At 43.6% G+C, this 25,170-nt stretch carries 25 protein-coding genes; 12 read left to right on the top strand and 13 right to left on the bottom strand.

Annotated elements, in window-relative coordinates; genetic code table 11:
• Positions 1-138: 138 nt before the first annotated feature.
• Positions 139-2,448, bottom strand: coding sequence for an FAD/NAD(P)-binding protein (locus RMY27_RS33005; protein WP_322669019.1), 2,310 nt, complete (start codon positions 2,446-2,448; stop codon positions 139-141).
• Positions 2,449-2,667: 219 nt separating this feature from the next.
• Between RMY27_RS33005 and RMY27_RS33010 the strand changes: the two genes are divergently transcribed.
• From RMY27_RS33010 to RMY27_RS33040, 7 genes are all read left to right on the top strand, one after another.
• The gene (locus RMY27_RS33010) at positions 2,668-2,949 is read left to right on the top strand and encodes a DUF433 domain-containing protein (RefSeq protein WP_322669020.1); all 282 of its coding nucleotides are present in this window, start codon (positions 2,668-2,670) and stop codon (positions 2,947-2,949) included.
• Positions 2,946-3,293 (top strand): DUF5615 family PIN-like protein, encoded by a 348-nt coding sequence (locus RMY27_RS33015; protein WP_322669021.1) that lies wholly within the window; start codon positions 2,946-2,948, stop codon positions 3,291-3,293. Before RMY27_RS33010 ends, RMY27_RS33015 begins: the two co-directional genes overlap by 4 nt.
• 993 nt (positions 3,294-4,286) lie before the next feature.
• Positions 4,287-5,192 (top strand): sulfonate ABC transporter substrate-binding protein, encoded by a 906-nt coding sequence (locus tag RMY27_RS33020; protein WP_322669022.1) that lies wholly within the window; start codon positions 4,287-4,289, stop codon positions 5,190-5,192.
• 96 nt (positions 5,193-5,288) lie between these two features.
• A complete protein-coding gene (gene ssuD, locus RMY27_RS33025) occupies positions 5,289-6,446 on the top strand; it encodes an FMNH2-dependent alkanesulfonate monooxygenase (protein WP_322669023.1) in 1,158 nt (385 codons plus the stop codon).
• Positions 6,443-7,228: an aliphatic sulfonate ABC transporter permease SsuC gene (gene ssuC, locus RMY27_RS33030; protein WP_322669024.1), complete on the top strand. Its 786-nt coding sequence runs from the start codon at positions 6,443-6,445 to the stop codon at positions 7,226-7,228. The genes ssuD and ssuC overlap by 4 nt, the downstream gene beginning before the upstream one ends.
• A gap of 184 nt (positions 7,229-7,412) precedes the next feature.
• Positions 7,413-8,198 (top strand): ATP-binding cassette domain-containing protein, encoded by a 786-nt coding sequence (locus RMY27_RS33035; RefSeq protein WP_322669025.1) that lies wholly within the window; start codon positions 7,413-7,415, stop codon positions 8,196-8,198.
• A gap of 151 nt (positions 8,199-8,349) precedes the next feature.
• The gene (locus RMY27_RS33040) at positions 8,350-9,375 is read left to right on the top strand and encodes a polyphosphate kinase 2 family protein (RefSeq protein ID WP_322669026.1); all 1,026 of its coding nucleotides are present in this window, start codon (positions 8,350-8,352) and stop codon (positions 9,373-9,375) included.
• Between the two features lie 587 nt (positions 9,376-9,962).
• On the opposite strand, the gene RMY27_RS33045 is transcribed toward RMY27_RS33040, so the two are convergent.
• Positions 9,963-10,865 (bottom strand): NAD(P)-dependent oxidoreductase, encoded by a 903-nt coding sequence (locus tag RMY27_RS33045; RefSeq protein ID WP_322669027.1) that lies wholly within the window; start codon positions 10,863-10,865, stop codon positions 9,963-9,965.
• A gap of 153 nt (positions 10,866-11,018) precedes the next feature.
• On the opposite strand from RMY27_RS33045, the gene RMY27_RS33050 reads away from it, so the two are divergent.
• From RMY27_RS33050 to RMY27_RS33070, 5 genes are all read left to right on the top strand, one after another.
• On the top strand, positions 11,019-11,465 hold the full coding sequence (locus RMY27_RS33050; protein WP_322669028.1) for a hypothetical protein: 447 nt from the start codon (positions 11,019-11,021) through the stop codon (positions 11,463-11,465).
• Complete coding sequence (locus tag RMY27_RS33055; protein WP_322669029.1) at positions 11,462-12,076, top strand: N-acetyltransferase family protein; 615 nt, start codon at positions 11,462-11,464, stop codon at positions 12,074-12,076. Before RMY27_RS33050 ends, RMY27_RS33055 begins: the two co-directional genes overlap by 4 nt.
• Before the next feature lie 76 nt (positions 12,077-12,152).
• Positions 12,153-12,704: an orotate phosphoribosyltransferase gene (gene pyrE, locus RMY27_RS33060; RefSeq protein ID WP_322669030.1), complete on the top strand. Its 552-nt coding sequence runs from the start codon at positions 12,153-12,155 to the stop codon at positions 12,702-12,704.
• 51 nt (positions 12,705-12,755) lie between these two features.
• Positions 12,756-13,430, top strand: a complete 675-nt coding sequence (locus tag RMY27_RS33065; protein ID WP_322669031.1) for an O-methyltransferase — start codon at positions 12,756-12,758, stop codon at positions 13,428-13,430.
• A 60-nt stretch (positions 13,431-13,490) separates the two neighbouring features.
• Positions 13,491-14,891 carry an amidase gene (locus tag RMY27_RS33070; RefSeq protein WP_322669032.1) on the top strand — a complete coding sequence of 467 codons (1,401 nt, stop codon included), beginning with the start codon at positions 13,491-13,493 and terminating at the stop codon, positions 14,889-14,891.
• A 93-nt stretch (positions 14,892-14,984) separates the two neighbouring features.
• Here the strand turns inward: RMY27_RS33070 and RMY27_RS33075 are convergent, their stop codons facing one another.
• The 11 genes from RMY27_RS33075 to RMY27_RS33125 all read right to left on the bottom strand — a co-directional run bounded on the left by RMY27_RS33075 (position 14,985) and on the right by RMY27_RS33125 (position 24,935).
• A complete protein-coding gene (locus RMY27_RS33075) occupies positions 14,985-16,427 on the bottom strand; it encodes an NAD(P)-binding domain-containing protein (protein WP_322669033.1) in 1,443 nt (480 codons plus the stop codon).
• Positions 16,428-16,670: 243 nt separating this feature from the next.
• Complete coding sequence (locus RMY27_RS33080) at positions 16,671-16,910, bottom strand: hypothetical protein (RefSeq protein ID WP_322669034.1); 240 nt, start codon at positions 16,908-16,910, stop codon at positions 16,671-16,673.
• A 61-nt stretch (positions 16,911-16,971) separates the two neighbouring features.
• Positions 16,972-18,003, bottom strand: coding sequence for an ABC transporter substrate-binding protein (locus RMY27_RS33085; RefSeq protein WP_322669035.1), 1,032 nt, complete (start codon positions 18,001-18,003; stop codon positions 16,972-16,974).
• Between the two features lie 46 nt (positions 18,004-18,049).
• Entirely contained in the window at positions 18,050-18,811 is a 762-nt protein-coding gene (locus tag RMY27_RS33090) for a class II aldolase/adducin family protein (protein ID WP_322669036.1), read from the bottom strand.
• Positions 18,812-18,840: 29 nt separating this feature from the next.
• Positions 18,841-19,950: an LLM class flavin-dependent oxidoreductase gene (locus RMY27_RS33095; protein WP_322669037.1), complete on the bottom strand. Its 1,110-nt coding sequence runs from the start codon at positions 19,948-19,950 to the stop codon at positions 18,841-18,843.
• Between the two features lie 77 nt (positions 19,951-20,027).
• Positions 20,028-21,101 (bottom strand): aliphatic sulfonate ABC transporter substrate-binding protein, encoded by a 1,074-nt coding sequence (locus RMY27_RS33100; protein ID WP_322669038.1) that lies wholly within the window; start codon positions 21,099-21,101, stop codon positions 20,028-20,030.
• Between the two features lie 438 nt (positions 21,102-21,539).
• Complete coding sequence (locus RMY27_RS33105; RefSeq protein ID WP_322669043.1) at positions 21,540-21,686, bottom strand: MetQ/NlpA family ABC transporter substrate-binding protein; 147 nt, start codon at positions 21,684-21,686, stop codon at positions 21,540-21,542.
• 92 nt (positions 21,687-21,778) lie between these two features.
• Positions 21,779-21,931, bottom strand: coding sequence for a hypothetical protein (locus tag RMY27_RS33110; RefSeq protein WP_322669039.1), 153 nt, complete (start codon positions 21,929-21,931; stop codon positions 21,779-21,781).
• A gap of 109 nt (positions 21,932-22,040) precedes the next feature.
• The gene (locus RMY27_RS33115) at positions 22,041-23,258 is read right to left on the bottom strand and encodes an LLM class flavin-dependent oxidoreductase (protein WP_322669040.1); all 1,218 of its coding nucleotides are present in this window, start codon (positions 23,256-23,258) and stop codon (positions 22,041-22,043) included.
• An 87-nt stretch (positions 23,259-23,345) separates the two neighbouring features.
• Positions 23,346-24,584 carry an acyl-CoA dehydrogenase family protein gene (locus RMY27_RS33120; protein ID WP_322669041.1) on the bottom strand — a complete coding sequence of 413 codons (1,239 nt, stop codon included), beginning with the start codon at positions 24,582-24,584 and terminating at the stop codon, positions 23,346-23,348.
• Positions 24,585-24,665: 81 nt separating this feature from the next.
• The gene (locus tag RMY27_RS33125) at positions 24,666-24,935 is read right to left on the bottom strand and encodes a hypothetical protein (protein WP_322669042.1); all 270 of its coding nucleotides are present in this window, start codon (positions 24,933-24,935) and stop codon (positions 24,666-24,668) included.
• Positions 24,936-25,170 lie beyond the last annotated feature (235 nt).

A 25,170-nucleotide genomic window follows, 5' to 3' on the forward strand; every position in this document is an offset into this window, starting at 1 on the left:
TTATGCTGCGTCGTCTAACCTCCTAAAGATTTACTTTATAAATGGTCTCTAACATTCTAGAACTATTGCTCAAAAGATATAATTTAATCCAAAAGCTAACAAGTTTCGACTAAGGTGGATTTATTACTAGAATTCATCTTAGATATACATAGCAAAGTAATCATTGTAAATTTCTGTATTAGTCATAACTGTGAGTTCTATTTGTTTTTGTTCTTCATCTGTTGCCGAACTTGTAGCTTGGTCTAAGCTATCTTGAGGAATAAAATCACCACAGTATTCATTCGCAGGTACAGCTGCATTCATCTTCTGGGGATAACTCAATTTGAGATTATTCATGATGGTAATGAATTGACTACGACTGCGATACTCGTTCCGAGTCGCTCCGCGAACGCTAAATCTGGGATTAAGCCGCTTTTCTTCGCCAATGGTGGAAACTGTACGTCCTTTATAGTCATGGGCAGGATATACCAACGTATCATCTGGCAAGGTGAATAAGCGTTGTGTCACCACATCGTATAAAGTTCCAGGATCGCCTCCCTGAAAATCTGTGCGTCCACAACCACGAATAAATAAGGCATCACCAGTTAACAGATGGGTTTTGTTCACCAAATATGCTATGTGACTGGCGGTGTGACCTGGTGTGAAAATTGTTTCGATGATTACCGATCCCACCTCTAGAATTTCGCCACCGACAAGGGAGCGATCGGCTTTTGTCACAGCAGTATTCTGGGGAACAATCACCTCACAGCCTGTTTTTTGCCTAAGTTTGCCTGCCCCTGTAATATGATCGGCATGGAGGTGAGTTTCTAGACAGTAGCGTAGCTTTAATCCCAATTCATCCAATGATTCCAAATCGCGGTCAACTTGCTCTAATACAGGATCGACTAGAACAGCATCTCCTGTCTGCCGATCGCCAATTAAGTAAGTATAACTACTAGTTGCAGGGTCAAAAAATTGCCGAAATAGGAAAGTGGACTGCGGTATCTCTGCACTACGCTCGTTTAACAAAGGCATCGTTGGAATACTCCGCGCACGCACTGGTAGCGATTGCAACAACGTCTTAGATAGTTCCTGCGCCTGTCCCCGTAATTCTGGAACGGCGATAGTTTCCCACAAGTCGCCCTTGCGGGGAGTTCCCAAGGTATAAAACAGCGTCGAAACGTTACCGTCTGCTGCATATAAAGCACCGTGGGTATCTGTATCTAATCCTAAACCGATGGCATTGGGGCGAATTAATTTCTGCGATCGCAAATCAGTAATCAAAGGATGAGGCGATCGGCGATAATCTGCTGCTACCCCTGTACAATTCACCACCCGTTGGACGTGCAAGATATTATTAGTTTGGGTTTTGCGCTGGTAGACGGTAACAGCTACACCATCCGGCAAAGCTTGATATTCCCTAATCCGCCCTGCGGAAATGGTGAGTTGACCTGAATCCAGCATTTCAGTTACAACATCCGCGACTTTTGGGGCAATGCGGTGACGATGCACATCCCAATAAGGTGTCAGATGACGCAAAAAACGCTGCTGTTCCCCAGTCGGTAGTTTTTGCCAGATTTTCTGAATCATGGGACGCAGAGAATCAATCACCGATCGCCAGTCGTAGCCTTGGGTAGCCGCAACTTCCACCTCGGCACGCAGCCGACGTAACCAGCCACGTACACTTTTTGGTGAATTTTCTAGCGTCAAAAAGCAGGGATAAGGTTGAGCCGCTTGATGTTTTAGGGGAAATAAGCCTCGTCGGGACACAGCATAAATTTTACCTCTATGCTGGCGATCGCTCAGAGATAAAACCATATCCACCATCGTCAGTCCCGTACCAATTAGCAACACAGGCGCATCAGCATCAAGGTCTGCTAAGGCATCGGCTGACCAAGCATTCCGCAGATAATCATCATTACTGTTTGCGTTTTGAATGGCGGGGGGTGCAGAAGGTGAGTTCCCCAATGCCAACACAACTCTGTCTGCGGCAAAACAGCGACCACTACGTAGAGAAATTATTGCGCCTTTTTCTTCGGGCTGTACCCCTACCACTTCATCGGTGAAGCGTTCTAGTCGCACATCACTAGGCGCTGTGGCTTCTGCTTCTGCTAAAACCGATTGAATGTATAAACCATAGACCTTACGAGGTATGAAGGTACTGGCATTTACTTCTTCTGAAAAAAATACTGTTAACTCATTTCGGTTGTGCTGAAGCCAACGTAACAAATGCCCTGGATCGTGAGCAAATGCACTCATGTTACCTGCCGATACATTCAGCAAATGACAGTTGGTATCGGTGCTGTAGGCGATTCCCTTGCCAATTTGATCGCTACGCTCAATCAGCTTAATGGTGAGGGGTTGGCTGGCAGTTTTTAATAAGTGGGTAGCGACTAGAGAACCACTAAAACCTCCGCCAACAATAGCGATCGTGGTTGGAGTATGGGCAGTTAAAAAGCTAGGGTTCATAGCGGTCTTAGCTAGAATCAATAGTTACGCTGTCTCTTTACTGGGACTAAATGCTTTTCCAACCCAGCTAAAAAATCAGACTTGATTTATTATAAATTCTTATAATACCTTGATTTGAGGTATTAAATACATTTAATTGGTAAATTAACAGTAGTTTGTGGCTTCTTGACAGAATCTGTACAATTATCATCTAGGAAAGTTCTCAAGATATTCATATCTATGGTTCAAGCAACAGAACATCTTTACGTTGTCAAAGACGAGCATATTCTAGGTGGTGAGCCAATTATCAAGGAAACTCGTACATCTGTTAGAGCGATCGCTGAAACTTGGCGTATGGGTGTATCTCCTGAAGGAATTCTCCAAGGTTTGCCTCATCTAACCCTGGCACAAGTGTTTGATGCGTTGAGTTATTACAGCGATCATCAAGATGAAATTAATACTTATATTGAACGTAACCGCATCCCTGATGAATTGATTGATCTGTTAGTACGAGATTTATGAGTAACTTGTTCATTCGCTTGTACTTAGATGAGGATGTCAACGTTTTGGTAGCGGATTTGCTAAAAGCTAGAGGCTTTGATGCTTTAACCGTAAGAGATGCAAGACAACTTCATGCAAGCGATGAGGAACAAATGGCTTATGCTGTCAACCAAGGAAGAAGGCTAGTTACACACAACCGTACCGATTTTGAAGAACTCATACAAGCTTATTTTGATAGCGAACAAATGCACTATGGAGTGATTTATGCTGTTCTTCGTCCACCTCAAGAAATAGCAAAAAGATTACTAGCGATTTTAAATCAAGTGACAGCAGATGAGATGGAAAATCAAGTTCGGTATATTTGAATTACTCAATTTTGACAGTACAAAAGTTACCAAAATACAAGAACGATATCTTGACTTTTAAAACAGTGGCTACGACTCTTGCACTATATTTATCTTGTCACGCCACTACAACCCGAAGGCTTTTTCAAAAAAATCATCAGAATTAAGCTTGGTTTTAATCTCAAATACTCCAACTTTTAGAGAAATAATGTCAACCTTCTTATACATTTATAGAATACACAGTTGACACATAGCCCCGCTACAGCCTTATGGTAATTGAGCCTCGAATATTAATATGTGAATTAGATGCGCTACCTCACTGAGAACGTCAGGGGTCTAACTATTATTTATACAGGTTGCCTAAGTGTAATCTTTTTTGAGGAGGACACACAAGTCTCAATACCTTTCGGTTAAAGGGGAAAGGGTAAGGGGAAAAGGGAAAAGAAAAACTTTTAACCTTTACCCCTTAACCTTTACCCCAAGCCCAATTTCAAGTAAAAAATGCTTAACCGAACAGTATTGACACAAGTCTTACATTAACTTCTGGGCACTTCATCTAACGAGACGCTGCGCGTAGCAAGATCCCCGAAGGGGTATGCAGTTCGTTTTTCCATTATTTTGCGTAAGTCCTGTACTCAACATACAACGCTTTTCCCCTAGTTAGCGCTCTTCCATCAGTCTCAGAAAACAATAATCGAAGCAGAAAAATATCATTCTTTAGTTAGATACTACATTAAATTTGTCGGTTTACTGTAGTTTAAACTACTCTCAATAATTTTAATCAAAGTTAGTTAAGTCTTTAATACTTTTTAAGTATAAATTTTATTTTAAATTGAGGGCGAAATGTTTCTAAATCAGAAGATTTTTTCTGCGCTTGTATTAAAAGGACACAAAATTATAGGTTTATTCAAAAAGCATTCAAGCAAAACATTTACCTTTCTATTTGCTGTTAGTCTCAGCTTGAGTTTGATAATTTCTGCTTGCTCTCCAAATCTTTCAGTAATTTCTGCATCTATGCCATCATTTAGCATAGGTCAAGATCCAGAAAAGGTAGTTCGTATTGGTCATCAAAAGTTTGGCTCTCTCAGTCTTTTAAGAGCAAAAGGTGATTTAGAGAAAAAGTTAAAATCAATGGGGTTATCGGTGCGATGGAATCAATTTTCAGCTGGGCCACAACTATTAGAAGCTTTAAATGCTGGTCGGCTTGACTTTGGTCATGCAGGAGAAACGCCTCCCATATCTGCTCAAGCAGCTGGCGCACCTCTGCTTTATGTTGCCAGTTCACCTCCTAATCCCAAAGGTGAAGCAATTTTAGTTCCAAAAAATTCTCCAATTCGCAATCTTGCTGATTTAAAAGGCAAAAAAATCGCCTTAAATAAAGGCTCAAATGTCCATTATTTAGTTGTACAGGCATTGGCAAAAGCTAATTTGAAATATACCGATATTGAACCAGTGTTTATTCCTCCAGCTGATGCTAGAGCAGCATTTGAACGAAAAAAGGTTGATGCCTGGGCGATTTGGGACCCATACTTTGCTGCTGCTGAACAAGCTACAGGGGCGCGAATACTTGCAGATGCTACAAATATAGTCGAAAATCGGGAGTTCCTTTTTGCTTCTCAAACCTTTGCCAAGAAGCATCCTGACCGCCTGAAAATCGTTTTAGAGGAAATCAAAAAAGTAGATGAATGGGCAAAACCTAGACCACAAGAAGTTGCACAAATACTCTCACCTCTAATTGGGATTGATGCTGGTGTTTTAGAGCAGGTAGCAAAAAGAAGAGCTTATGGCTTAGAACTTATTACCCAGGAAGTTGTCGCTTATCAACAAAGGCTTGCTGATACTTTTTATCGTCTGAAATTGGTTCCTAAAAAAATTGATGTCAGTCGAGTAGCTATGGTGTCTGAGCCTAAGCCTAATTAAAACTGTTTACAAGCTACATAAGCGATGGGCTACGCTCCACTGTAGGCGATCGCATTCTTACAGTTATAGCTAAAACACTCAAGGAGTTGAGTATCAATGGAACTATTTTGGTTTATTCCAACCTACAGTGATGGGCGCTATCTCGGAACAGCAACAGGAGGGCGTGCTGCTACCTATCCATACTTGCGTCAAATTGCTCAAGCTGTGGATCATCTAGGCTACACGGGTGCTTTACTTCCCACAGGACGCTCATGTGAAGACGCTTGGATTATAGCATCATCCTTAATATCAGTAACTCAACAGATGCGTTTTTTAGTGGCGATTCGCCCTGGTTTGTCGTCTCCTGGCATGGCAGCACGGATGGCGGCTACACTTGACCGCGTATCCAATGGACGCTTGCTGATAAATGTTGTGACGGGGGGCGATCCGGTGGAATTGGCTGGTGATGGAGTTCATCTTAACCACACAGCCCGGTATGAGTTGACAGATGAGTTTTTGTCCATTTGGCGAGCAATTATGACTGGTGAAGAAGCCAATTTCAGTGGTGAATATTTCCAAATCAAAGGCGGTAAGCTACTTTTTCCTCCTGTACAAACGCCCTATCCTCCTTTATGGTTTGGCGGTTCATCACCGATTGCCCAGCAAATTGCAGCTAACCACATTGATGTGTATCTGACTTGGGGAGAACCACCGCAGCAAGTAGCCGAGAAGATTAACGCAGTTCGGAAGCTAGCTGCCGAACAAGGTAGAACTTTACGTTTTGGGATTCGTTTACATATCATTGTGCGAGAAACCGAGAGCGAAGCTTGGGATGCTGCTAATGATTTAATTAAGTATGTTGATGAAGAAGCGATCGCCAAAGCTCAAAAAGTTTATGCTCGTTTAGATTCCGTTGGGCAACGCCGTATGACGCAACTGCACAGTGGCAGTCGTGAAGGATTGGAAGTCAGTCCTAATCTCTGGGCAGGAGTCGGACTGGTGCGGGGTGGCGCAGGTACAGCCTTAGTAGGAGACGCTGATACTGTCACCGCACGGATACAGGAATACGCCGAATTGGGAATTGAAACTTTCATCCTTTCGGGATATCCGCATTTAGAAGAAGCTTATCGAGTAGCTGAATTACTTTTTCCCCGCTTACCACTTCAGAATTTACCTAGTACAGCACAACAGCAAGTATTAAGTCCTTTTGGCGAAATTGTCGCCAACCAAGATTTTCCTAAGCAACAACGTACCGCAGAAGGAGCTTCAAAATGAAAAAAAATCGATTTTATCAACTAGGGTTTCGGCAGCTAAAACCTTGGATTTTGCCGATTGTTCTAATTATTCTTTGGCAATTACTGGTGAAATCTGGCTGGCTTTCTACAAGAGTATTGCCTGCCCCTTCAGATGTAATACTTGCAGGACTTCGTTTAGCCCGTTCCGGGGAACTATGGCGAAACTTGATTATCAGTACAATCCGGGCTGTGATTGGGTTCTTGCTGGGAGGTAGTATTGGCTTTGGCTTGGGATTACTTAATGGATTGGCTCGTCCAGCAGAGGAGTATTTAGACACCTCAGTGCAGATGATTCGGAATATTCCTCACTTAGCGTTAATCCCACTTGTAATTTTATGGTTTGGCATTGGCGAAGAAGCTAAGATTTTTCTTGTCGCATTGGGAGTATTCTTTCCTATTTATCTCAATACCTTTCACGGAGTTCGCACGGTTGATCCAGAACTGATTGAAATGGCGAAATCTTATGGCTTACGCGGCTGGTCTTTATTTAAGCGAGTCATCTTCCCAGGCGCATTAGGTTCAATTATCGTTGGTCTACGTTATGCCTTGGGAATTATGTGGCTAACCTTGATTGTTGCTGAAACTATCACACTCGACTCTGGCATTGGGTATATGGCAATGAACGCTCGTGAGTTTATGCAAACTGATGTAGTTGTCTTGAGCATTTTGCTTTATGCCTTGTTGGGCAAGTTAGCAGATGTGGCTGCCAAAGCTTTAGAAGAAAAATGGTTAAGGTGGGATTCTAACTACCAAGCTGCTTAAAGTTTATAGCGCTTCTCGGTTGAGTCCAATACAGACCTAACCCCCAGCCCCTTCCCTGCAAGGGAAGGGGAGTATGATTCAAAGCCTCTCTCCTTTTAGGAGAGAGGTTTGGAGAGAGGTCAAAGTATATTGCAATTACTTGTTATTCAAAATTCTGTTGCACTTTTTAAAGAGGTTTGTGAAGATGGCATCCTTACAAGGCGCAGAGGTAAAAGTGATGGGTCTGACAAAGACCTATGGTAGTACTCAGGTGTTGCAGAGTCTCGATTTAGAGATAGCACCAGGAGAGTTTATTGCGATCGTTGGACGCAGTGGTGGCGGTAAAAGTACACTTTTACGGATGATAGCTGGGTTTGAAAGTCCTAGTGACGGTGGAGTTTTAATTGACGGGGAGCCATTGCGTGGGCGTAATCGCAACGCGCGAACAATGTTTCAAAATGCTCGCCTGTTACCGTGGGACAATGTTCTAAGGAATGTGGGATTAGGATTGAACAAAAAAGACTGGCAGCAAAAGGCAGAGAAGGCACTAGAGCAAGTAGGTTTAAAAGAACGAGCTAAGGATTGGCCATCTGTCCTTTCGGGAGGACAAAAGCAAAGGGTGGCACTTGCTAGGGCTTTAGTGAGAGAGCCGCGCTTACTAATGTTGGATGAACCCCTTGGTGCTTTGGATGCGATGACTCGCATTGAAATGCAGCGATTAATTGAAAAAATCTGGCAGGAACAAAAATTTTCAGCGTTCTTGATTACTCATGATGTGGATGAAGCAGTAACGCTAGCCGATCGCATCATACTCATTGAAGATGGTCGAGTCACAATGGATCAGCGCATATCGTTACCACGTCCTCGCAAACGCAAAGACCCAGAATTCCTCACTCTGGCAGAAGAAATCTTAGAGCGCGTTATGGGTGATGAAGTAGGTCTAATTAATGGGGAAACAGAAAAAGTTCAACAGCTAGCTAGTACACACTAAAAAATGCGATCGCAACCGGAAATTGCACGATTAAATGCGTAGAGCTATCCACCCCAATACGGTTCGGTTAAAGGGGAAAGGGGAAAGGTTTTGAATACATCCTTTCCCCCTTACCCCTTACCCTTTCCCCAGATCATAAGGAAAGTGAAAAATGCTTATCCGAACCGTATTGCTATCCACCCTATCTAACTTAAAAGAACCTATGAGCCAGTCAAAGAGTTCAGCAAATAATAAGAATTCAACTGCTACCAACAACACAACATCAGCAGAATCTCGTAAGACAAAACAAGCGGCAGCAAAAATTACAACTGAGTATGCTGAGGAAATGGCACCTGAAAAAATCGTTGTAGATGAGCCACCGCCTAAACCAGACTATCCTCGCTACCGAGTTCATCCCGGACAGCCTATCACCTTGGCTAATTTCGATCCAAATGCCTCTGAGGACTACAAGAAAAAGAAGCATATCGAGGAAGAACTGGAAAAACAGCGTCAACGGTTGCAAAATTTGCAAGAACGGTTATACGCTGAACACCAACGTAGTTTGCTAATTGTGCTGCAAGCGATGGACACCGGGGGGAAAGACGGTACTATCAAACACGTATTCGGTGGTCTTAACCCACAAGGCTGTCAGGTTTGGTCATTCAAAAAGCCCAGTGATGAAGAATTAAATCATGATTTCCTTTGGCGCTACCACCAGAGGACACCACAACGGGGGATGATTAGCATCTTCAATCGCTCTCATTATGAAGATGTATTAATTGTACGAGTCAAACAGCTAGTACCGGAGGATATTTGGCGCGATCGCTATCAATTAATCAATGAGTTTGAGCATATGCTGACACTCAATAACATTGCTGTTATCAAGTTTTTCCTTCACATTTCTAAAGACGAACAAAAGCGACGCTTGGAAAGTCGGTTACAAGACCCAGATAAGCATTGGAAGTTTTCCAGCAACGACTTAAAGGAGCGGGTACTGTGGGATGACTACCAAGCGGCATTTGAAGACATGATTAACAATTGCTCGACTGCTCATGCTCCTTGGTATGTCATACCTGCAAACAATAAGTGGTATCGTAACTTAGTAGTAGCTCGAACGATCGCAGACACTATAGAGGCAATAAACCCACAATTTCCATCAGCAGAAAAGGGTTTAGAAAATATTGTGGTTCCAGATTAAGCATGAGAGCGATTTTTTTCGGGGGAGATGGGGCAAGAATTAACCAAGGGGTTTAAACATTAATTATCCCAAAAACCTTGAAGCTATCCCACTAATAAGATTTGTGCTACAAAGCTTAAGCTGATTGATAACTAATATCAAGTCCTGGTAATTAGTTATGATTTCCACAGTCATTGCACCCCACCCCCAGCCCCTCCCCGCTCTTCGGGAGGGGAGACAAAGCGTAGCTTTGGCGGGGTGGGGTTCTTGAGGTTTAATAAGTAATCAAGCGGACATGATATAAAAACCAAAAATCAAGGTTTTCCAGCACATTTTACGAAAATAAGTAGGGAATTTTATAATACTGGGATAGGTTCTTGAAACTTGGTAGATGCAAGTTCGGTGTAACGAACAGTTATGTTGAATACTTTTATGCCCCACATAACTCTGAATTGTTCGGGTATCAATAACTCGAACTCGATTCCCCAGATAATAACCTGTTCCATACCTATATACTGCGGCATGGAACAGGTAAGCTCGCAATTTTTGGAGCTTGCATTTAGTGCTGATGAAACATTAATAGCGATCGCTACATAGCTCAACTAAAATCAGCCATTACCGTCTAATAGACTCGGTGCTGTTTCGTCGGAAAGAGTAGTAATGATGTCTCTCAATGGGCGATCGCGATCGCACTCTTCTGGTGTCTCCTTACCCAAAGAGGTATCTTTCACCAAGCGGTAAACATCAGCTGCGCCGTAAAAAATCCGTTCAGTCAGACCTAACTCTTGAAAAGTTTCGGCAATCTCTTCCATTTCCCCTATCCAACGATGTGCTTTTGGTGTCATGGATGGAATAGAACGGGTGAGAATTGCAGCAAGTTCTGGTTGGCTACTAGATACTTCGTTCCATAGTTGCTCATCCAAGCCTAAGCGATGGGCAGCAATCAATAATTCTGTACTAATCGCTGTTAGTCCTTTGGTGAGGGCGGCGTAAGACATTTTCAATCCAGAAGCCTGACCAATTTCATCGCCAATTACTCGGATATCCAATCCATAATTTTGCAATTGTTGCAATTCATCGGCCTGTTTTCCTGACGCATAGATGCGCGTGCGACCGGGAACTCTGGGAGGTGGGCCAATGATTGAAGCATCTACAAAAGTTGCCCCAGATGATTCGATAATTTGGGCAATACGTTTTACCTTTTGGGGTGCGATCGCATTACCATCAACATAAAGAATCTGTTTACCCACATTACTGATCGCCTCTGCTACTTGTTTTGCTACCTCTACCGCCGCAGAGGGGACTAAAACTGATAGCACCAGATCAGATTCAATTACCAATTGTGTGAGGGAACCCACATCTTGGATATTAGCTGCGGCTGCTAATTGCCGAGTTCGTTCACTGCGATCATCTAGGGCGGCAATAGTCTTCAATCCATTTTGATTGAGAACAGATGCGATCGCCTGCCCCATGTCACCTGGACTTAAAATACCAACTGTTTGGATTTGCATGGAAAGCTTAATTGTTATCTGATATGAAGCTTTTAACTAAATACGCTGATTTTGGTGATCGAGTTATCCAAAAAGTACAGTAAGTTGGTAGAGTTATCGTACTTATCTAAATAGCAATTTATCACAAATCATTCCAAGGAAGCAAGCTACCCGATGACTCAAAAAGCAGATGTATTTCGATTTGTCCTAGCTTTCGTTGCTGGATTTGTGGCTGTGCTGGTATTTCACCAAGGCTTGCTGGCATTGCTTCATGCAATTAACTTTGCACCTCGTGCGCTTTATCAAACCACTCCGACACCGCCCTTTGGTATACCGCAATTTCTATCAGGTGCTTTCTGGGGAGGAATTTGGGGTTTAATTTGGGCTACTATTACACTGCGCTGGCAAATAAATAAAAGTTATTGGTTAACTGCGCTGCTTTTTGGCGCTGTTGCACCCACATTGGTAGCTTGGTTTGTAGTTGCACCATTGAAGGGTTTACCCATAGCCGGAGGTTGGAAGCTACCAGCGATGATTACAGCTTTATTAGTTAACGGTGCTTGGGGACTAGGAACAGCTTTATTATTTAGTTGGTTTAGGAGAAAGCAAGTATTGCAGTGAAAGCAGTAATCAGACTAGTCAATGAAAACGATGTTCTACAAATGCTGGCAATTTATGAGCCAATCGTGCGGGAAACGGCAATTTCCTTTGAAGTAGAACCACCCACTCAAACAGAGTTTCAACAGCGGATTAAGAGTTATCAACAGCAGATGCCTTGGCTCGTTTGCGAAATTAATCAAGAAGTTGTAGGCTACGCCTATGCTAGACCCTACCATACCCGTACTGCTTATCAATGGTCTGTGGAATCATCTGTGTACGTCAGTGCGAATTATCGCAGAAAAGGAATTGCTAAAGCCTTATATACTTCTTTGTTTAAATTGCTGCGACTCCAAGGATTTTATAACGTTGTGGCCGCGATCGCTTTACCTAATCAACCCAGTGTGGCTGTACATGAAGCTGTTGGGTTTTCAACTGTAGGTGTCCTACGTCAACTTGGGTATAAATTTAGTCGGTGGCACGATCTAGGATATTGGCAATTATCTCTCCAATCAGAGCAATCTTTCTTGACTGATGGCGAATCTATAAATCCACCTCTTTCTGTGTCAGAAATACAGAAATCGCCTTTGTGGGATGAAGCATTAACAAATGAACTATTGCTGCTGCGAGTTTAACTGATACAGCTTTTAAGACGTTAAATATCACGTTATTGAATTGGATAAAGCAATTTTTTTTAGCAAGGTTAAATTAATGGGAAGTTTTCTAAAACGCTCTGAAACCGAAATAGTTAAAAGCGAAATAGCAAAGCAAATTTATACAGTTTCACATCTAGTTGGGTCGTTTCAACTTCGCTCTGGACGAATATCAAACGAATACTTTGATAAGTATCAATTCGAGGCAGATCCAATTTTACTTAATGCTATTGTTAAGCAGATGCTTACTCTTATTCCAAGCGATATCGAAGTACTTGCAGGTCTTGAACTTGGTGGCATTTCGATAGTGACACTCTTATCACACTACTCTGGTTTACCTACTGCTTTCGTGAGAAAAGAAGCGAAAAAATATGGAACTTCTCGATTAGCTGAAGGTGTACAGATTAATAATCGGAAGGTGTTGATTGTAGAAGATGTAGTAACTTCTGGTGGTCAAATCATTACCTCAGCCAATCAACTGCGTCAACTTGGCGCTCAAATTGATTACGTACTCTGCGTTATTGACCGCGATGAAGGTGCTATTGATAAACTCTTAGCGGAAGGTATTACACTGCTTTCTCTACTAAAGCGGAGTGATTTTCCTAATTAAGATTTAGGTCATATAAAAAGTGCTGTTGTTACTGTTACCGAAAGAAAAATAATGACTCAAGAATTATGGACAGAAGTTGATCGTTACATCACTGATTTGCTTGTGCCTGCCGATCCCGTACTAGATGAGGCGCTTCAGGCTAGCGATGCAGCTGGTTTACCACCACAAAATGTTTCGCCGAGCCAAGGTAAACTGCTCATGCTATTAGCCTTAATCCATAAGGCACGCACTATTCTGGAAATTGGTACATTAGGCGGCTACAGCACGATCTGGCTTGCTAGGGCATTGCCTACCGATGGTCGTTTAATCACCCTAGAGTCTAATCCGCAGCACGCCGAAGTTGCCCGCGAGAATATAAACCGTGCTGATCTGGCTCATCTTGTCGAGGTGCGCGTTGGCCGGGCAATAGAGACACTGCCGCAACTAGCTAACGAGGGATACAATCCATTTGACCTGATTTTCATTGACGCAGACAAGCCAAGCAACCCAGAATATTTTGCGTGGGCGTTAAAGCTTTCCCGGCGGGGCAGCCTGATTATCGCTGATAACGTTGTACGCAATGGATCTGTAATTGAGGCGAACAGCGATGATCCTAGTGTTCAAGGAGTACGTCGTTTTAATGAGTTACTCGCATCTGAACCGCGTGTGAGTGCAACAGCAATCCAGACTGTGGGTAGCAAAGGCTATGACGGTTTTGCGATCGCACTTGTGACATCTGACAATTAGCAACCTTCTCCAAACTCCTTAACTAAGCCGTAGTTTCAATAAATCTATTCAAACCGAAATATGTCAGACATTGCTGATTTTTCTGCTTCTCAACTGTTATCGCTATATCGCGATCGCCAGTTATCACCAGTTGCAGCAACCAAAGCTGCCCTAGAACGGATCAATACTTACAATAGCTCAGTTAACGCCTTTGCGATCGTAGATGAAAACACTGCTCTGGCTGAAGCCCAAGCCTCAGAAGTGCGTTGGTTAAATGGAAATCCCCGTGGCTTAGTGGATGGTATACCTTTTACCGTCAAGGATTTGCTATTAACCAAGGGTTTACCAACGCGCCGAGGGAGTAAAGCGATAATCTCCCATCAACCTTGGGAAGAAAATGCACCTGCGGTGGCTCGTCTGCGCGAACAAGGAGCAGTTTTATTAGGAAAAACCACAACCTCTGAATTTGGTTGGAAGGGTGTCACCGACAGTCCACTGACTGGTATCACCCGCAATCCTTGGAATACAGATTTGACTCCCGGAGGAAGTAGCGGTGGTGCTGCTGTTGCTGCTGCATTGGGCATGGGAACACTGCATCTTGGTACAGATGGTGGCGGATCGTCAAGAACACCGGCAGCGTTAACAGGTGTGTTTGGTTTCAAACCGACTTTTGGACGTGTTTCTGGCTACCCATCAGCCCATACCGGATCATTGTTTCATGTTGGCGTTTTGGTTCGTACCGTCACTGATGCCGCACTCACATTAAATGTTGTCGCCCATTCTGATGTGCGTGATTGGTATGCTTTACCAGATGAAAAACAAGACTATACTTCTGATTTAGACAAGGGTGTAGCCGGATTGAGAATTGCTTACAGTCCCAACTTTGGCTATGCTGAGGTTGATGCAGAAGTAGCTGCTTTAGTTAAAGCCGCAGTTGATGTTTTTGCTAAACTCGGTGCGATTGTCGAAGAGGTCGATCCAGGTTTTGTAAATCCTCGCCCTATTTTTCAAACATTTTGGCAAGCTGGTGCAGCTAAGTTATTGCGTGGCTTTAGTCCAGAACAACAAGCTTTAATTGAAGAAGGTTTGCAAGCTATAGCCAAAGAAGGCGATCGCCTCACCTTAGTAGAATATCTCAGCGCCCAAGATGCTCGTGAAGCATTGGGACGTCAAATGCAAATATTTCATCAAAACTATGACTTATTACTTACTCCCACCTTACCGATAGTTGCTTTTCCTGTTGGGCAAAATCGGCCTCAATCATTTATTGCTCATCAGCACCGAGATTGGACACCTTTTACATATCCTTTCAACCTTACACAACAACCTGCTGCATCTTTACCTTGTGGCTTCACCAAAAACGGTTTGCCTGTTGGTATACAAATTGTCGCTGCCAAATATAAAGATTTACTGGTATTGCAAGCAGCTAAAGCTTATGAAAGTGTTTTTCCTTTCATCATGCCGTTAAGAGCAAGCCATTGAGGCGAACATCGTAGATCCCAATGTGTAAGGAGTGCTTCGTTTTAATAGCTTTAACTATTCACATTAGGCGTGAATTATAAACGCTACACAGATTTAGCTAACTGCCACCTTGGTTTGCTGTTTCCATACCGCATCTGCATACAATGATGTGTCGAAGTCCGGCGAAATATTGCCGCTAGTGATCCGGGCTTCGTGTAATGACCAGTCAGCAAAGAACAAGTCGTGGCTGATGCGTGCCACTACTGCTGGCACATCGCGTCGAATACTGGGTACGTCGCCGATGGGTAGACCGAAGCTTACGAAGCCAGCAGGATTGAACACATGGATGTCTTTCAGGTAGGGGGCATTACCAGGTACTTTCTCTTGGTATTCATGGGCGCTGCCAAGGTAAGGGTAAGTGCTGAGTTGATCGTCACGCTGGTCGGCTGGAGCTTCATAACGATCGCGCCAGAGGGCGATATGATGTGCAAATTCGGCGAGTTCCGGCCGCTTTGTCGGGTCAACAAAGTAGCCAGTACCAGCGATCGCAAAATCGAACTCGAAAACATCATCATTTACTTGAGCGACGATGCGATCGCCCTGGTTGTGAGCCGCTTTCCAAGGTGCGGATAAGTGCAGGTGGAAGTTAGAAAACGCTATTACCCGCTCGATTGCGTCTGGTGGTGGTGTAGAGCCAACCTGATTAAACCGCCAAGCTTGGAACCACCGAGCTGCATCAGGTAGTTGCGGATAGTTATAGTAAGCGCCAGGATAACCTCGGAGGCGATTCACTGGCAAAGATGCGATCGCTGACCGTCGTGCGAACAGATGTACTGCCTTAGCGCCTGATTCCAATGCCACTCCTGCTGCATCAAAGGCCGAGGCCGCAGCACCCAGCACTGCTACTGTTTTGCCACGTAGATTGTTGAAGTCGATTGCATCGGCGGTATGTGCATATAAGGTGCGTGGCAGAGATGCCAATACAGGCGGTATATTTGGGCCACCAGTGCCAGCTACACCGTTGGCGAAGATAATTTTACGTGTGGTTTCCACCTGCGCCACACCGTTCACTTCCAGGTGTAGACGAAAGAAATCTGCGTCCGGCTCAATCCGCACCAACTTCGTCTGATACCGAACTGGAATGCCCAGAAAATGCCGATACCAGCTGAGGTACTCAGCCCATGCCACTCGTGGAATGCGGTCAAGCGCTGCGTATGCCTCAACACCGTGCCGCGCCTCGTACCAAGCTTGAAATGATAGCGCCGGAATACCCAGTTCTGGCCCTGGCAGGTTTTTTGGTGTGCGTAGCTTTTTCATCCGCGCTCGCGTCAGCCACACGCCTGCATGAGCTTCGTCCTCAGCTTCGTCGATGACTGTCACACGGCCAATACCGGCACGCCGCAGGGCAAATGCGAAGGTGCTGCCACTGCCACTACCGCCTACTATCGTCACATTGTGGTCAATGTCTGAGCGATCGCTCACCCAGTTTTCGGGATCGGGGCCGAGTAGGCGCAACGCCTCACGTGCGGCAAAATCGAGGTCAGTCGTTGTTGTCATATCGGTATTTGAGGATGAAATGAGATTTTATCGAGATTAGTGATACTGAAAAGCATAATATCATGAGTAACTAATTATTAGTTTGTCTAATATTAAGTGTTACGAATAAATAATTACTGATTGTTAGCGAAGTGGTGCTGATGTCACCCAAATACTTGAAAGAAGCTACCCCGGTGAAGGTTACTGCACATTGCAAATTAGTTGAAATTTTCTATTAGTTTGATTAGCTGATAATGCTTATCTTTATTTATTGGCGATAGCCTTTAAAGAAAAACTTCTTAGTTTGCTGAAAATCCCAAACCGTTTTATCTTCTGCTTAACAACAGGCTCACGATGACCAGATTCTTGTGGTGGTAATTCCCAAATATCACGGATCTGATGTTCTTGCTCATCTAATAATTGCAGATGATGTGGTAATTGAGACTGTTGTCCAAATAACCAAGGTACTCCATTTAATAATTCTCTTTCTATCCCATGAAACATATTTTTACCTTTATTAAAAATAAGGTGATTTTGACATTTAGCTTTTTACTTCTTGCTGCAATTATTGGCATTTGGCGATATCTTCGTTAAAACTGCTGTTCCAAAGTTGTTTAACATCAACTTTTGTGGAAATTACACCCGCTTGAAAAAAGGTATCAGCAACCTTTTGCTGAGAAGCAATAGCTTCGTCAGAAACAGGAAGTAATTCTTGACGACGCTGTTGTTGTCCTTGCTGGGCATCCTGATAAACAATACTTTCATCAACATCGATAGTAGTTGCATAATTCTTCGACCACTGCTTAAGATTAGATTCACGCCAAGTTTGAGATTTCCGCAAACGACAGAGAAAATCAGCGATCGCCACTTTCTTTTGAGGATCAGCGATCGCGCTGGGTGAAGCAATAATTACGAAGTTACCGCTCAAAATATCTTTTGCAGATTCCAGTACCCGCGCCCCTTCTTTTTTGGCTTGGGGGATAGAGTAACCGTAGGTAGCCCAAGCATCAAGCTGTCCTTTACGAAAAGCAGCTAGTCCATCGGGTATCGATAAAGGAGTTGCATTGATATCCTTCATCGTTAGCCCGACTTTTTCCAACATTTTAATCAGGAAGTAGTGAGCAGTCGTGGCTTTAACGTAACCCACTTTCTTACCTTTGAGGTCAGCGATCGTTTTGGCAGTCGAGTCCTTGGGTACGAGTACAACTTGACCAATGGTTGGCCCTTTGAGAGTGGCAATAATTTTTACAGATGCTTTCGATTCAATCGCAAAAATCGGGGGAATTTCACTAGCTGAAGCCAGGTCAATCGCACCAGCATTGATTGACTGTACCATCAAATTACCCCCAGTAAACTCAGTAAATTGAGTTGTGTAAGGGAAATTATCTAGTTTAGCTAACTTTAAATTTAAGTCCCAGCCACCTTTAAATTTAGCAACATGCAGTTGAGTTGTATTCGACACTGCAATTGGGGATGCACTAGGATTAGTAGCGATCGTTGCCGGACTAGTAGACTTAACCTCTGAGCAAGCTGTTGTTGCTACTAACAAGTAACCCAGAGAGAAGAAAAAATTCTGCCGCAGCCAATTGGTAGACACGTTAATTTTTGGGTAAAAAAAGACAATCAAGAAAAATAACCAACACCTACTCTAGTAAGCCTGGTTCTTCGCCTACAATTCGGTCGTAGAGGGGCTGAAAGCTAAACCAACCGCCGGAATGAGTTCCTACTTGGTTATGAGTAAAAGTTGCTGTTTCGTGGTCAATGGGAAGTGGTTTGCCAGCTGCTTCTGCAAGTAGTTGGGCTTGAGCCGATCGCTCAAAAGAAATGTACCAAAAAGCAGCTTCGTCTACTGTTTGCCCCACCGTCAAAAAGCCATGATTCCGCAAAATCACAGCTTTTTTGTCTCCCAAAGATTCAGCAATTCTTTTACCTTCTGAAGTATCTAAAACTACTCCTCTATAGTCATCAAATAGAGCGTGGTCTTGGTAGAAAGCACAAGCATCTTGAGTTAGGGGATCAAGCAGGCGACCAAGACTTGACCAAGATTTACCATGCAGAGAATGAGCATGAGCAGCTGCAACTATATCAGGTCGCGCCTCATGAACCTGTGAATGAATCGCAAAGGCGGCACGATTGACAGGAGCATTACCTTTGACAACTTCCCCTTCTCTATCGACCAAAATCAAGTCAGAAACTCGGATGTGACCAAAGTACTTGCCAAGGGGATTTACCCAAAAATGGTCGGTAAACTCAGGATCTCTAGCGGTGATGTGGCCTGCTGTTCCCTCACTAAAGCCAAAACGAGCAAACAGCCGAAATGCCGCAGCAAGGCGTTGTTTGCGATAGAGTCGTTCTTCTTCAACTCGTTCAAAGACTGGCGGTTGTGGTCTAGTGAAATTTGCCATGATTTTCTCTTTCTTGTTTCACAGGTACATTAAGCTACGGTTGCTGTTTGTCGTTCTTGTTGTTGCACTTGTTGACGTACCAAAGGAATCACATCTCGACCGTAGGCGATCGCATCTTCCACTGGGTCAAAACCGCGAATTAATAGTGTTGTCACTCCAGCTTGGTAGTAATCAAATAATGACTCTGCAACCTGTTCCGGAGTCCCTACCAAAGCAGTAGTATTACCACGAGCGCCAGTAGCAGCTGCGATCGGTGTCCATAAACGTTTATCATGAATTTCGCTTTCCTTGGCGAAATCCAACAACCGCAATGAACCAACAGCTTCAGGTCGTGCAGCAGCCCCCGGAGATAATTGAATCCCAGCCTTAGCACGGCTTTCATTGATGCGTGAGAGAATATAACGCGCCTTTTCCCATGCTTTTGCTTCTGTTTCGCCCAAAATCGGACGCAAGGAAACACTAAACCGTAAATCTTTTCCAGGCGGTGCTGCGGCTTTCACCTCTGCGATCCGTTGTTTGATAGCAGCTATGGGTTCTCCCCAAAACGCATATACATTACTGTGCTTTGCACCTACATCCACAGCAGCACCAGAAGCACCACCGAAATATATCGGAATATGTGGTTGCTGTAAAGGTTTAACTTCCGAAAATGCTTGTTTGAGTTGGTAAAACTCCCCTTCATAATCGAAAGGTTCTTCACTCGTCCAAACTCGCCGCACAATATCAAGATATTCATCGGTACGGCGATAGCGAGTATCATGATCAAGCCAATCACCATCGCGTTGTTGTTCGGCATCGCTTCCACCAGTAATGATATGCACTGCAACGCGACCATTAGAAAAGTGATCTAATGTTGCTAATTTGCGGGCGGCTAAAGTGGGAGCCACAAAACCCGGTCTATGTGCAAGTAAAAATTTGAGTCGTTCTGTTGCAGCAGCCACATAACTGACTACATTAAAGCCATCCGGCCCTGTAGAACTATAGCCAACTAGTACTCGATCAAAGCCACCATCTTCATGGACTTTTGCAAATTTGCGGACATAAGCTAAGTCTATACTTCCTCCCGTGAGAGATACGGTAGGGTCATGTAATTCAGACGCTTCTCGCGTACCAATCATGCCAATAAATTCCACAGGCATATAATTTTGCTCCTAGTTATTAGTCATTTGTCATTGGTCAAGAATCAGCATTTATTAGCTCCTTGTCCCTCATCTTTTTACCTAGCGGCGGTAGTTTCTAACGGACACACTGCTGTAGCAACATCTACTCGTTGCGGAATAATTTTTTGCTCTAGTAACCAGTCAGCTGTTTTCTGAAGCTTGGCGATATCTTCAGCATTAGGAAATACGTAAGACTCTGGTCCTCGATTTTTAGTCACTTGCTTGGCTACAGTATCAGAGACTTTTAGCTCTTTAACTAAAAAATCTGATGCAGCATTAGTGTGTTGATTTAACCATTCACCATCCTCACTCAAAGCAGTGAGAGCAGCTTTCACGGCCACAGGATTTTCTTTAGCTGCATCACCACGAACAACCATAATGCCGTAGGTAGGAGCAGGGTGTTTAGTGGTAACTCTCCGTGCCTGATGCTCTAATTCTGCAATGGAAATATAAGGTTCCCAAACTGCCCACGCATCAACAGAACCTTGATATAAAGCAGGTGCAGCATCATTCGGTGATAAGTAAACTCGCTGGACTTTATATGAAGGAATATTTTCTTTTTCCAAAACTTTTAATAATAGGTATTCGCCTGCACCACCTTGATTAACAGCAACTTTTTTACCTACTAAATCAGTCGGTTTACGAATGGGAGAATCACCACGAACTAAGATGGCACTACTTAAAGAATCTGGGCTAGGACGCTGTACAGAACCAATACAAAGAGGTTGTCTGGCAGCGATTCCAGAGATAGTCGGAATATCACCACATCCGCCAATATCCGCCCGATTACCATTGAGAGAACTTAAAAGCGTAGCGCAACGGTCAAATGGCCCACTCCATTCAACTTTAATATTTTGCGTTGCTAACTGACGCTCTAACTCACCTCGTTGACGCGCAATGGGAATAATCCCACCTTTTTGGTAGCCCAAGCGAATCACATTGTTTTTCTCTGTAGTTTTGGTAGTGACAGTATTTGAGGAGGAATCTGAGTTAGCTGTGGCATTGATAGCTGTTTGTTGACTGCAACTAGAAGCTATAAAACCAAGAAAAGACGCTGCAACTGCAAAGATTTTACTGGCAGAACATTTTTGTTTGTAATGAAAGCGGTGTTCTTTTAAAGAATTCAACACAATTGACTCCTTGATATCAATTTTTAGGAGTTTAAGCAGCTATATCTATGATGAAAACGGTTAAGTACAGTAAATTGACCGATTTGCAGTAGTATTTAGAAAAAAGATACCACATTTTGATGGGCTGTTCAAATCTAATCAATATTTCTTTATCTTTGACTATGAGAATTTAGTGCAGGTATTTCTAGGTAAATCTACACTCAAGTAGTGAGAAAATAAACTGTAAAAGAACCATAGACACAAATATCAAAAAATCTTAGATTTGAGCGACAATATTTAAAAAACTGGTATGAACCTTCTTTTGTATTCTTTGTTAATAAAATCTTTGACGTTTGGATGAACGAGTAGCTGGTTTAACTTAATTAAACCGTTAGTTGCTAATAACCTTAACCATCGGTTGTTATTGATGACATCATTAGCTATTGTTACAGTTGCGTTTTAGGGAATTTCGCTTACTGATTTTAATTTGTTCGAGAAAAGACCAAGTATGTTTAAATAAATTGTATTCAATGCTACTAAATTTAAATTTAGTTCTTTCACAGCATTATTCATGAAAGGTTTATGCTGAAAGAAATTAGCATCAATGACTTAATCTCTCAAGGCTGTGTTGGGTTGTATCCAGTCATTAAAAGTAACAACTTGAATCTCTAAACCTTCTTTTGCTGCTATATTATTATTCACAAATTTAAAAATATCCTGATAAACGTCATCACTAGTAACAAACCCAGAGGTAAACCTAATACTATTGCAACCAGGGTAGATATACTTACCATGTAAAAAGTTTCACTACTGGCTTGCAACAAGCTTTGTAGTAATTCTTGTCCTTGCATTGATACACCTCTCAACGTAATTTTTAGCGAATGGACTCAAATAAACTTTGCGTTCCTCTGCGCTTACCTCTGTGTTACTCTGCGTTTAAATTTCAACCTCCAATTCCCCTTAAAACCTAAGTCCAGCCTGTTTCAGTAGTGGTAAAACACGCTTACCGAATAAATCCAGATCAGGCTCAAAATCATAAAAGGCAAGCTGGAAACCATCAACACCAGCTTTATTTAGTTGCAAAAGTTGTTCGGTGATTTGTTCGGGTGAACCGATTAGCTGCACATTACCGCCGATCGCACTGCCAACGCTATGACGCAGATTTCCCTTCTGGTGTCCCCTCCAGGCGTGTGCATCGCTGCTGAAGCGAGAACGTCCAGCAATTGACTCGTGATCCGCATGGTCGATAATCGCCTGAGCATATTCTTCTGCCTCTTTTTCAGTTTCTCGCACAACAATAAGCGGATTTAGGAGAGTGCGGATTTGTCTACCATTAGCGATCGCTGATTGTTTAACACGGGCTGTATGGGCGGGTAACGACGACAAGGCGCTTTCTATGTCACCACCAGCCGGACTGGTGATAAATACGATATCAGAATGGCGACCCGCAAACTCTATACCAGCATCCGAACCGGTGGCATTAACTAGGATGGGGCGACCATAAAGCGGTCGGGGGCTGATATAAGCATCCTTAAACTGCCAAGAACTCTGACTTTTGTAAGAAAAGTTCTCTGTTTCCGACCAGAGTCGTTTGAGGACGGTGACAAATTCATAAGCGAGTTCATAAAGGCGATCGTGTTCGATTTTGCTCCAGCCGAACAGTTCATGCTCATAAGCCCGGTGTCCGGTGACAACATTAATTCCCCAACGACCTTTAGAAATGTGGTCAAGTGTCGCACCAAATTTAGCCAGATGGATGGGATGCCAAGGCCCGTAGAGAACATGAATTGTTGAGATTAATAGAATGCGTGAGGTAATACCCGCAAGGGAAGCAGTAGCGATGAAGGCATCTAAACCTGCTTCTGTGCGAGTTGGCCCTTGTCCGCCCTTCGGCTGCCATGTGGAATAGCCGAAAACAAGGTCAAAACCTAACTCCTCAGCTTTTTGGGTCAGTTTGGCATTGTAATCAAACGACCAATCTGTAGTGCGCGGTAGGTTAGAAGAACTCCAACCACCGTGATGAATCGGTAAGAACAGCCCTAGCAGTACTGGCTGTTGGAGAGCTTGGGATAATGGGCTTTGGGGATAATCTGTTGGAGAAGCGTAGACGCCAAGCGGCTTGTCGCCAGACATCGCCTCTTTGCTTGCTCTCAAAGAAGTAGTATCAATTGCACTCATAGTTCCTCTCAACGGTTTCGGTTGGCTGCGAGATCCCCGACTTCTGATAAATTGCTACAAGTTAAAAGTCAGGGATCTGAACAAAATTTAGAAGAATCCTCGTTGCGGCAATGGTGTACCGTTGATCTCGTAGTCCCCGATCGCACGAGCCTTAAAATGATTTGGATTGTGTGAGGATAAGGTACGGGCGTTGCGCCAATGGCGATCAAAGTTGGAGCTTTTCTTTGTTGTAGAAGCCCCACCAACTTCAAACAACAAGGTAGCTGAACGTAGAGCCAAATCATCAACAATCAATTTGGCTTTGGCTGCACTCAGAGAAGTTGCTAGTGCCGCAGCCGTCTCTGCCTCTTCACCCTGAGCTTGGGCAGCAGGGAGGCGATCAAGACCATCAGCTGCTGCTAAAACAATCGCTTCGGCAGCAAAGGCATTGGCAGCAATCTGCCCGACAGTCTGCTGCAAGATTGGGTCTTCTGAGGCTTGCTCGGATACAGCATGGTAGAAAGTTCGGGGTCTGTTACGGATGAGGGCTGTAGCATCACGTAGAACGCTGCGAATAATACCGGCGTTGATGGCAGTCAGAAATAATTGCGGGACGATGTTGTATGGCAGGTTGTCTTTGTCTGTGTCTGTCTCAAAAATTACTTCGTCTGCCTCTACACGGACATTCGTGAAGGTAGTCGTTCCCGTACCTGTAAGCCTTTGACCGAAGCCATCCCAGTCATCCACAAGGTCAATGCCCTCGCGATTAGTGGGAATGAGTATAAACGCTTTAGTGCCATCGGGTACTAGCACGCGCACGAAAATCAAGTCTGCATAAAGGCTGCCAGTGCTGTAATACTTCGCCCCATTTAGACGATAGCCATCGCCATCAGGTGTTAATTTTGTATTCACGACTTGGCCGCCACCCGATCGCTTGCTTTCCAGTTCGGTCGTAGCGAGTCCAATAATCGCGCCATCGACGACGGCTTTGAGCCAGCGACGATTTCTTTGGGTGCGTTCAGAACGCAAAATTCGCTCTGTTACAGAGAAATGATTCCGCACAATGTGAGCGACGTTTGGATCGGCATCCCCCAGCCGAATCACGACCTCGAATAGTTCGCGTGCAGTGCTACCACCACCACCTTCGGCAACGGGGATTCGCAATGCACCCAACCTAGAACGCCGGATCAATTCAACCACATTATAAGGAAGGATGCGATCGCGATCGCGCTCACTTGCTCCCAGAGCAATAAAATCAAAAAGTTGTTGCAGTTCCGGCGAGTTTACTCTTACAGGAGCCGAAAACTGAATTGTCGTATCTGCAAGTTTCTCTGGACTCTTAATCATTAGTTTCTATCTCCGAATATCCTATGGAAAATCTATGTTGGTGACTGGTGAGACAATTGCTATTTCTGGATTTAGATAAGATTACAATAGGTGGGCTACGTATAAAGTAGTTAAGTAACCTTTAGTAATTTGACCATTGAACTTGGTATTAATTAATTCAGCGATCGCATCAAAAAAACGCGCTCTTGTAATGCGATCTAAATTTAGATGACCGGAGTAAGTATTTAAGAGGTTGAGATAACTTGCACTGTTGTATGTTGCATCCCATCGATAAGAGCAATATGTCACTTCACCAAACAAACCTGTTTGCTCAATCTCAGTTGTTCTATTAGGGACTTCCTTCTCACGCAAAGGAGGCTCATCGTCTTTAACCAGTTGAGGAGCTAAACTTTGATATAGCTCCTGTACTTCTTCAAAGAAGCCATTACTAGCATCACTATATACATGTTCATTCCAAAATAGTGCGATCGCTCCTTCAGATGTGAGGGCAAGATCCGTTTTTTTCTATAACCGCAAAGTTTGCTAGACAAGTAAGTAGGTCAACCAAAAAAAACGTAAGATAGATAGAGTGCAGAAATTAAGTGAT

Source organism: Nostoc sp. DedQUE09, from assembly GCF_034530915.1.
Classification (GTDB): Bacteria; Cyanobacteriota; Cyanobacteriia; order Cyanobacteriales; family Nostocaceae; genus Nostoc.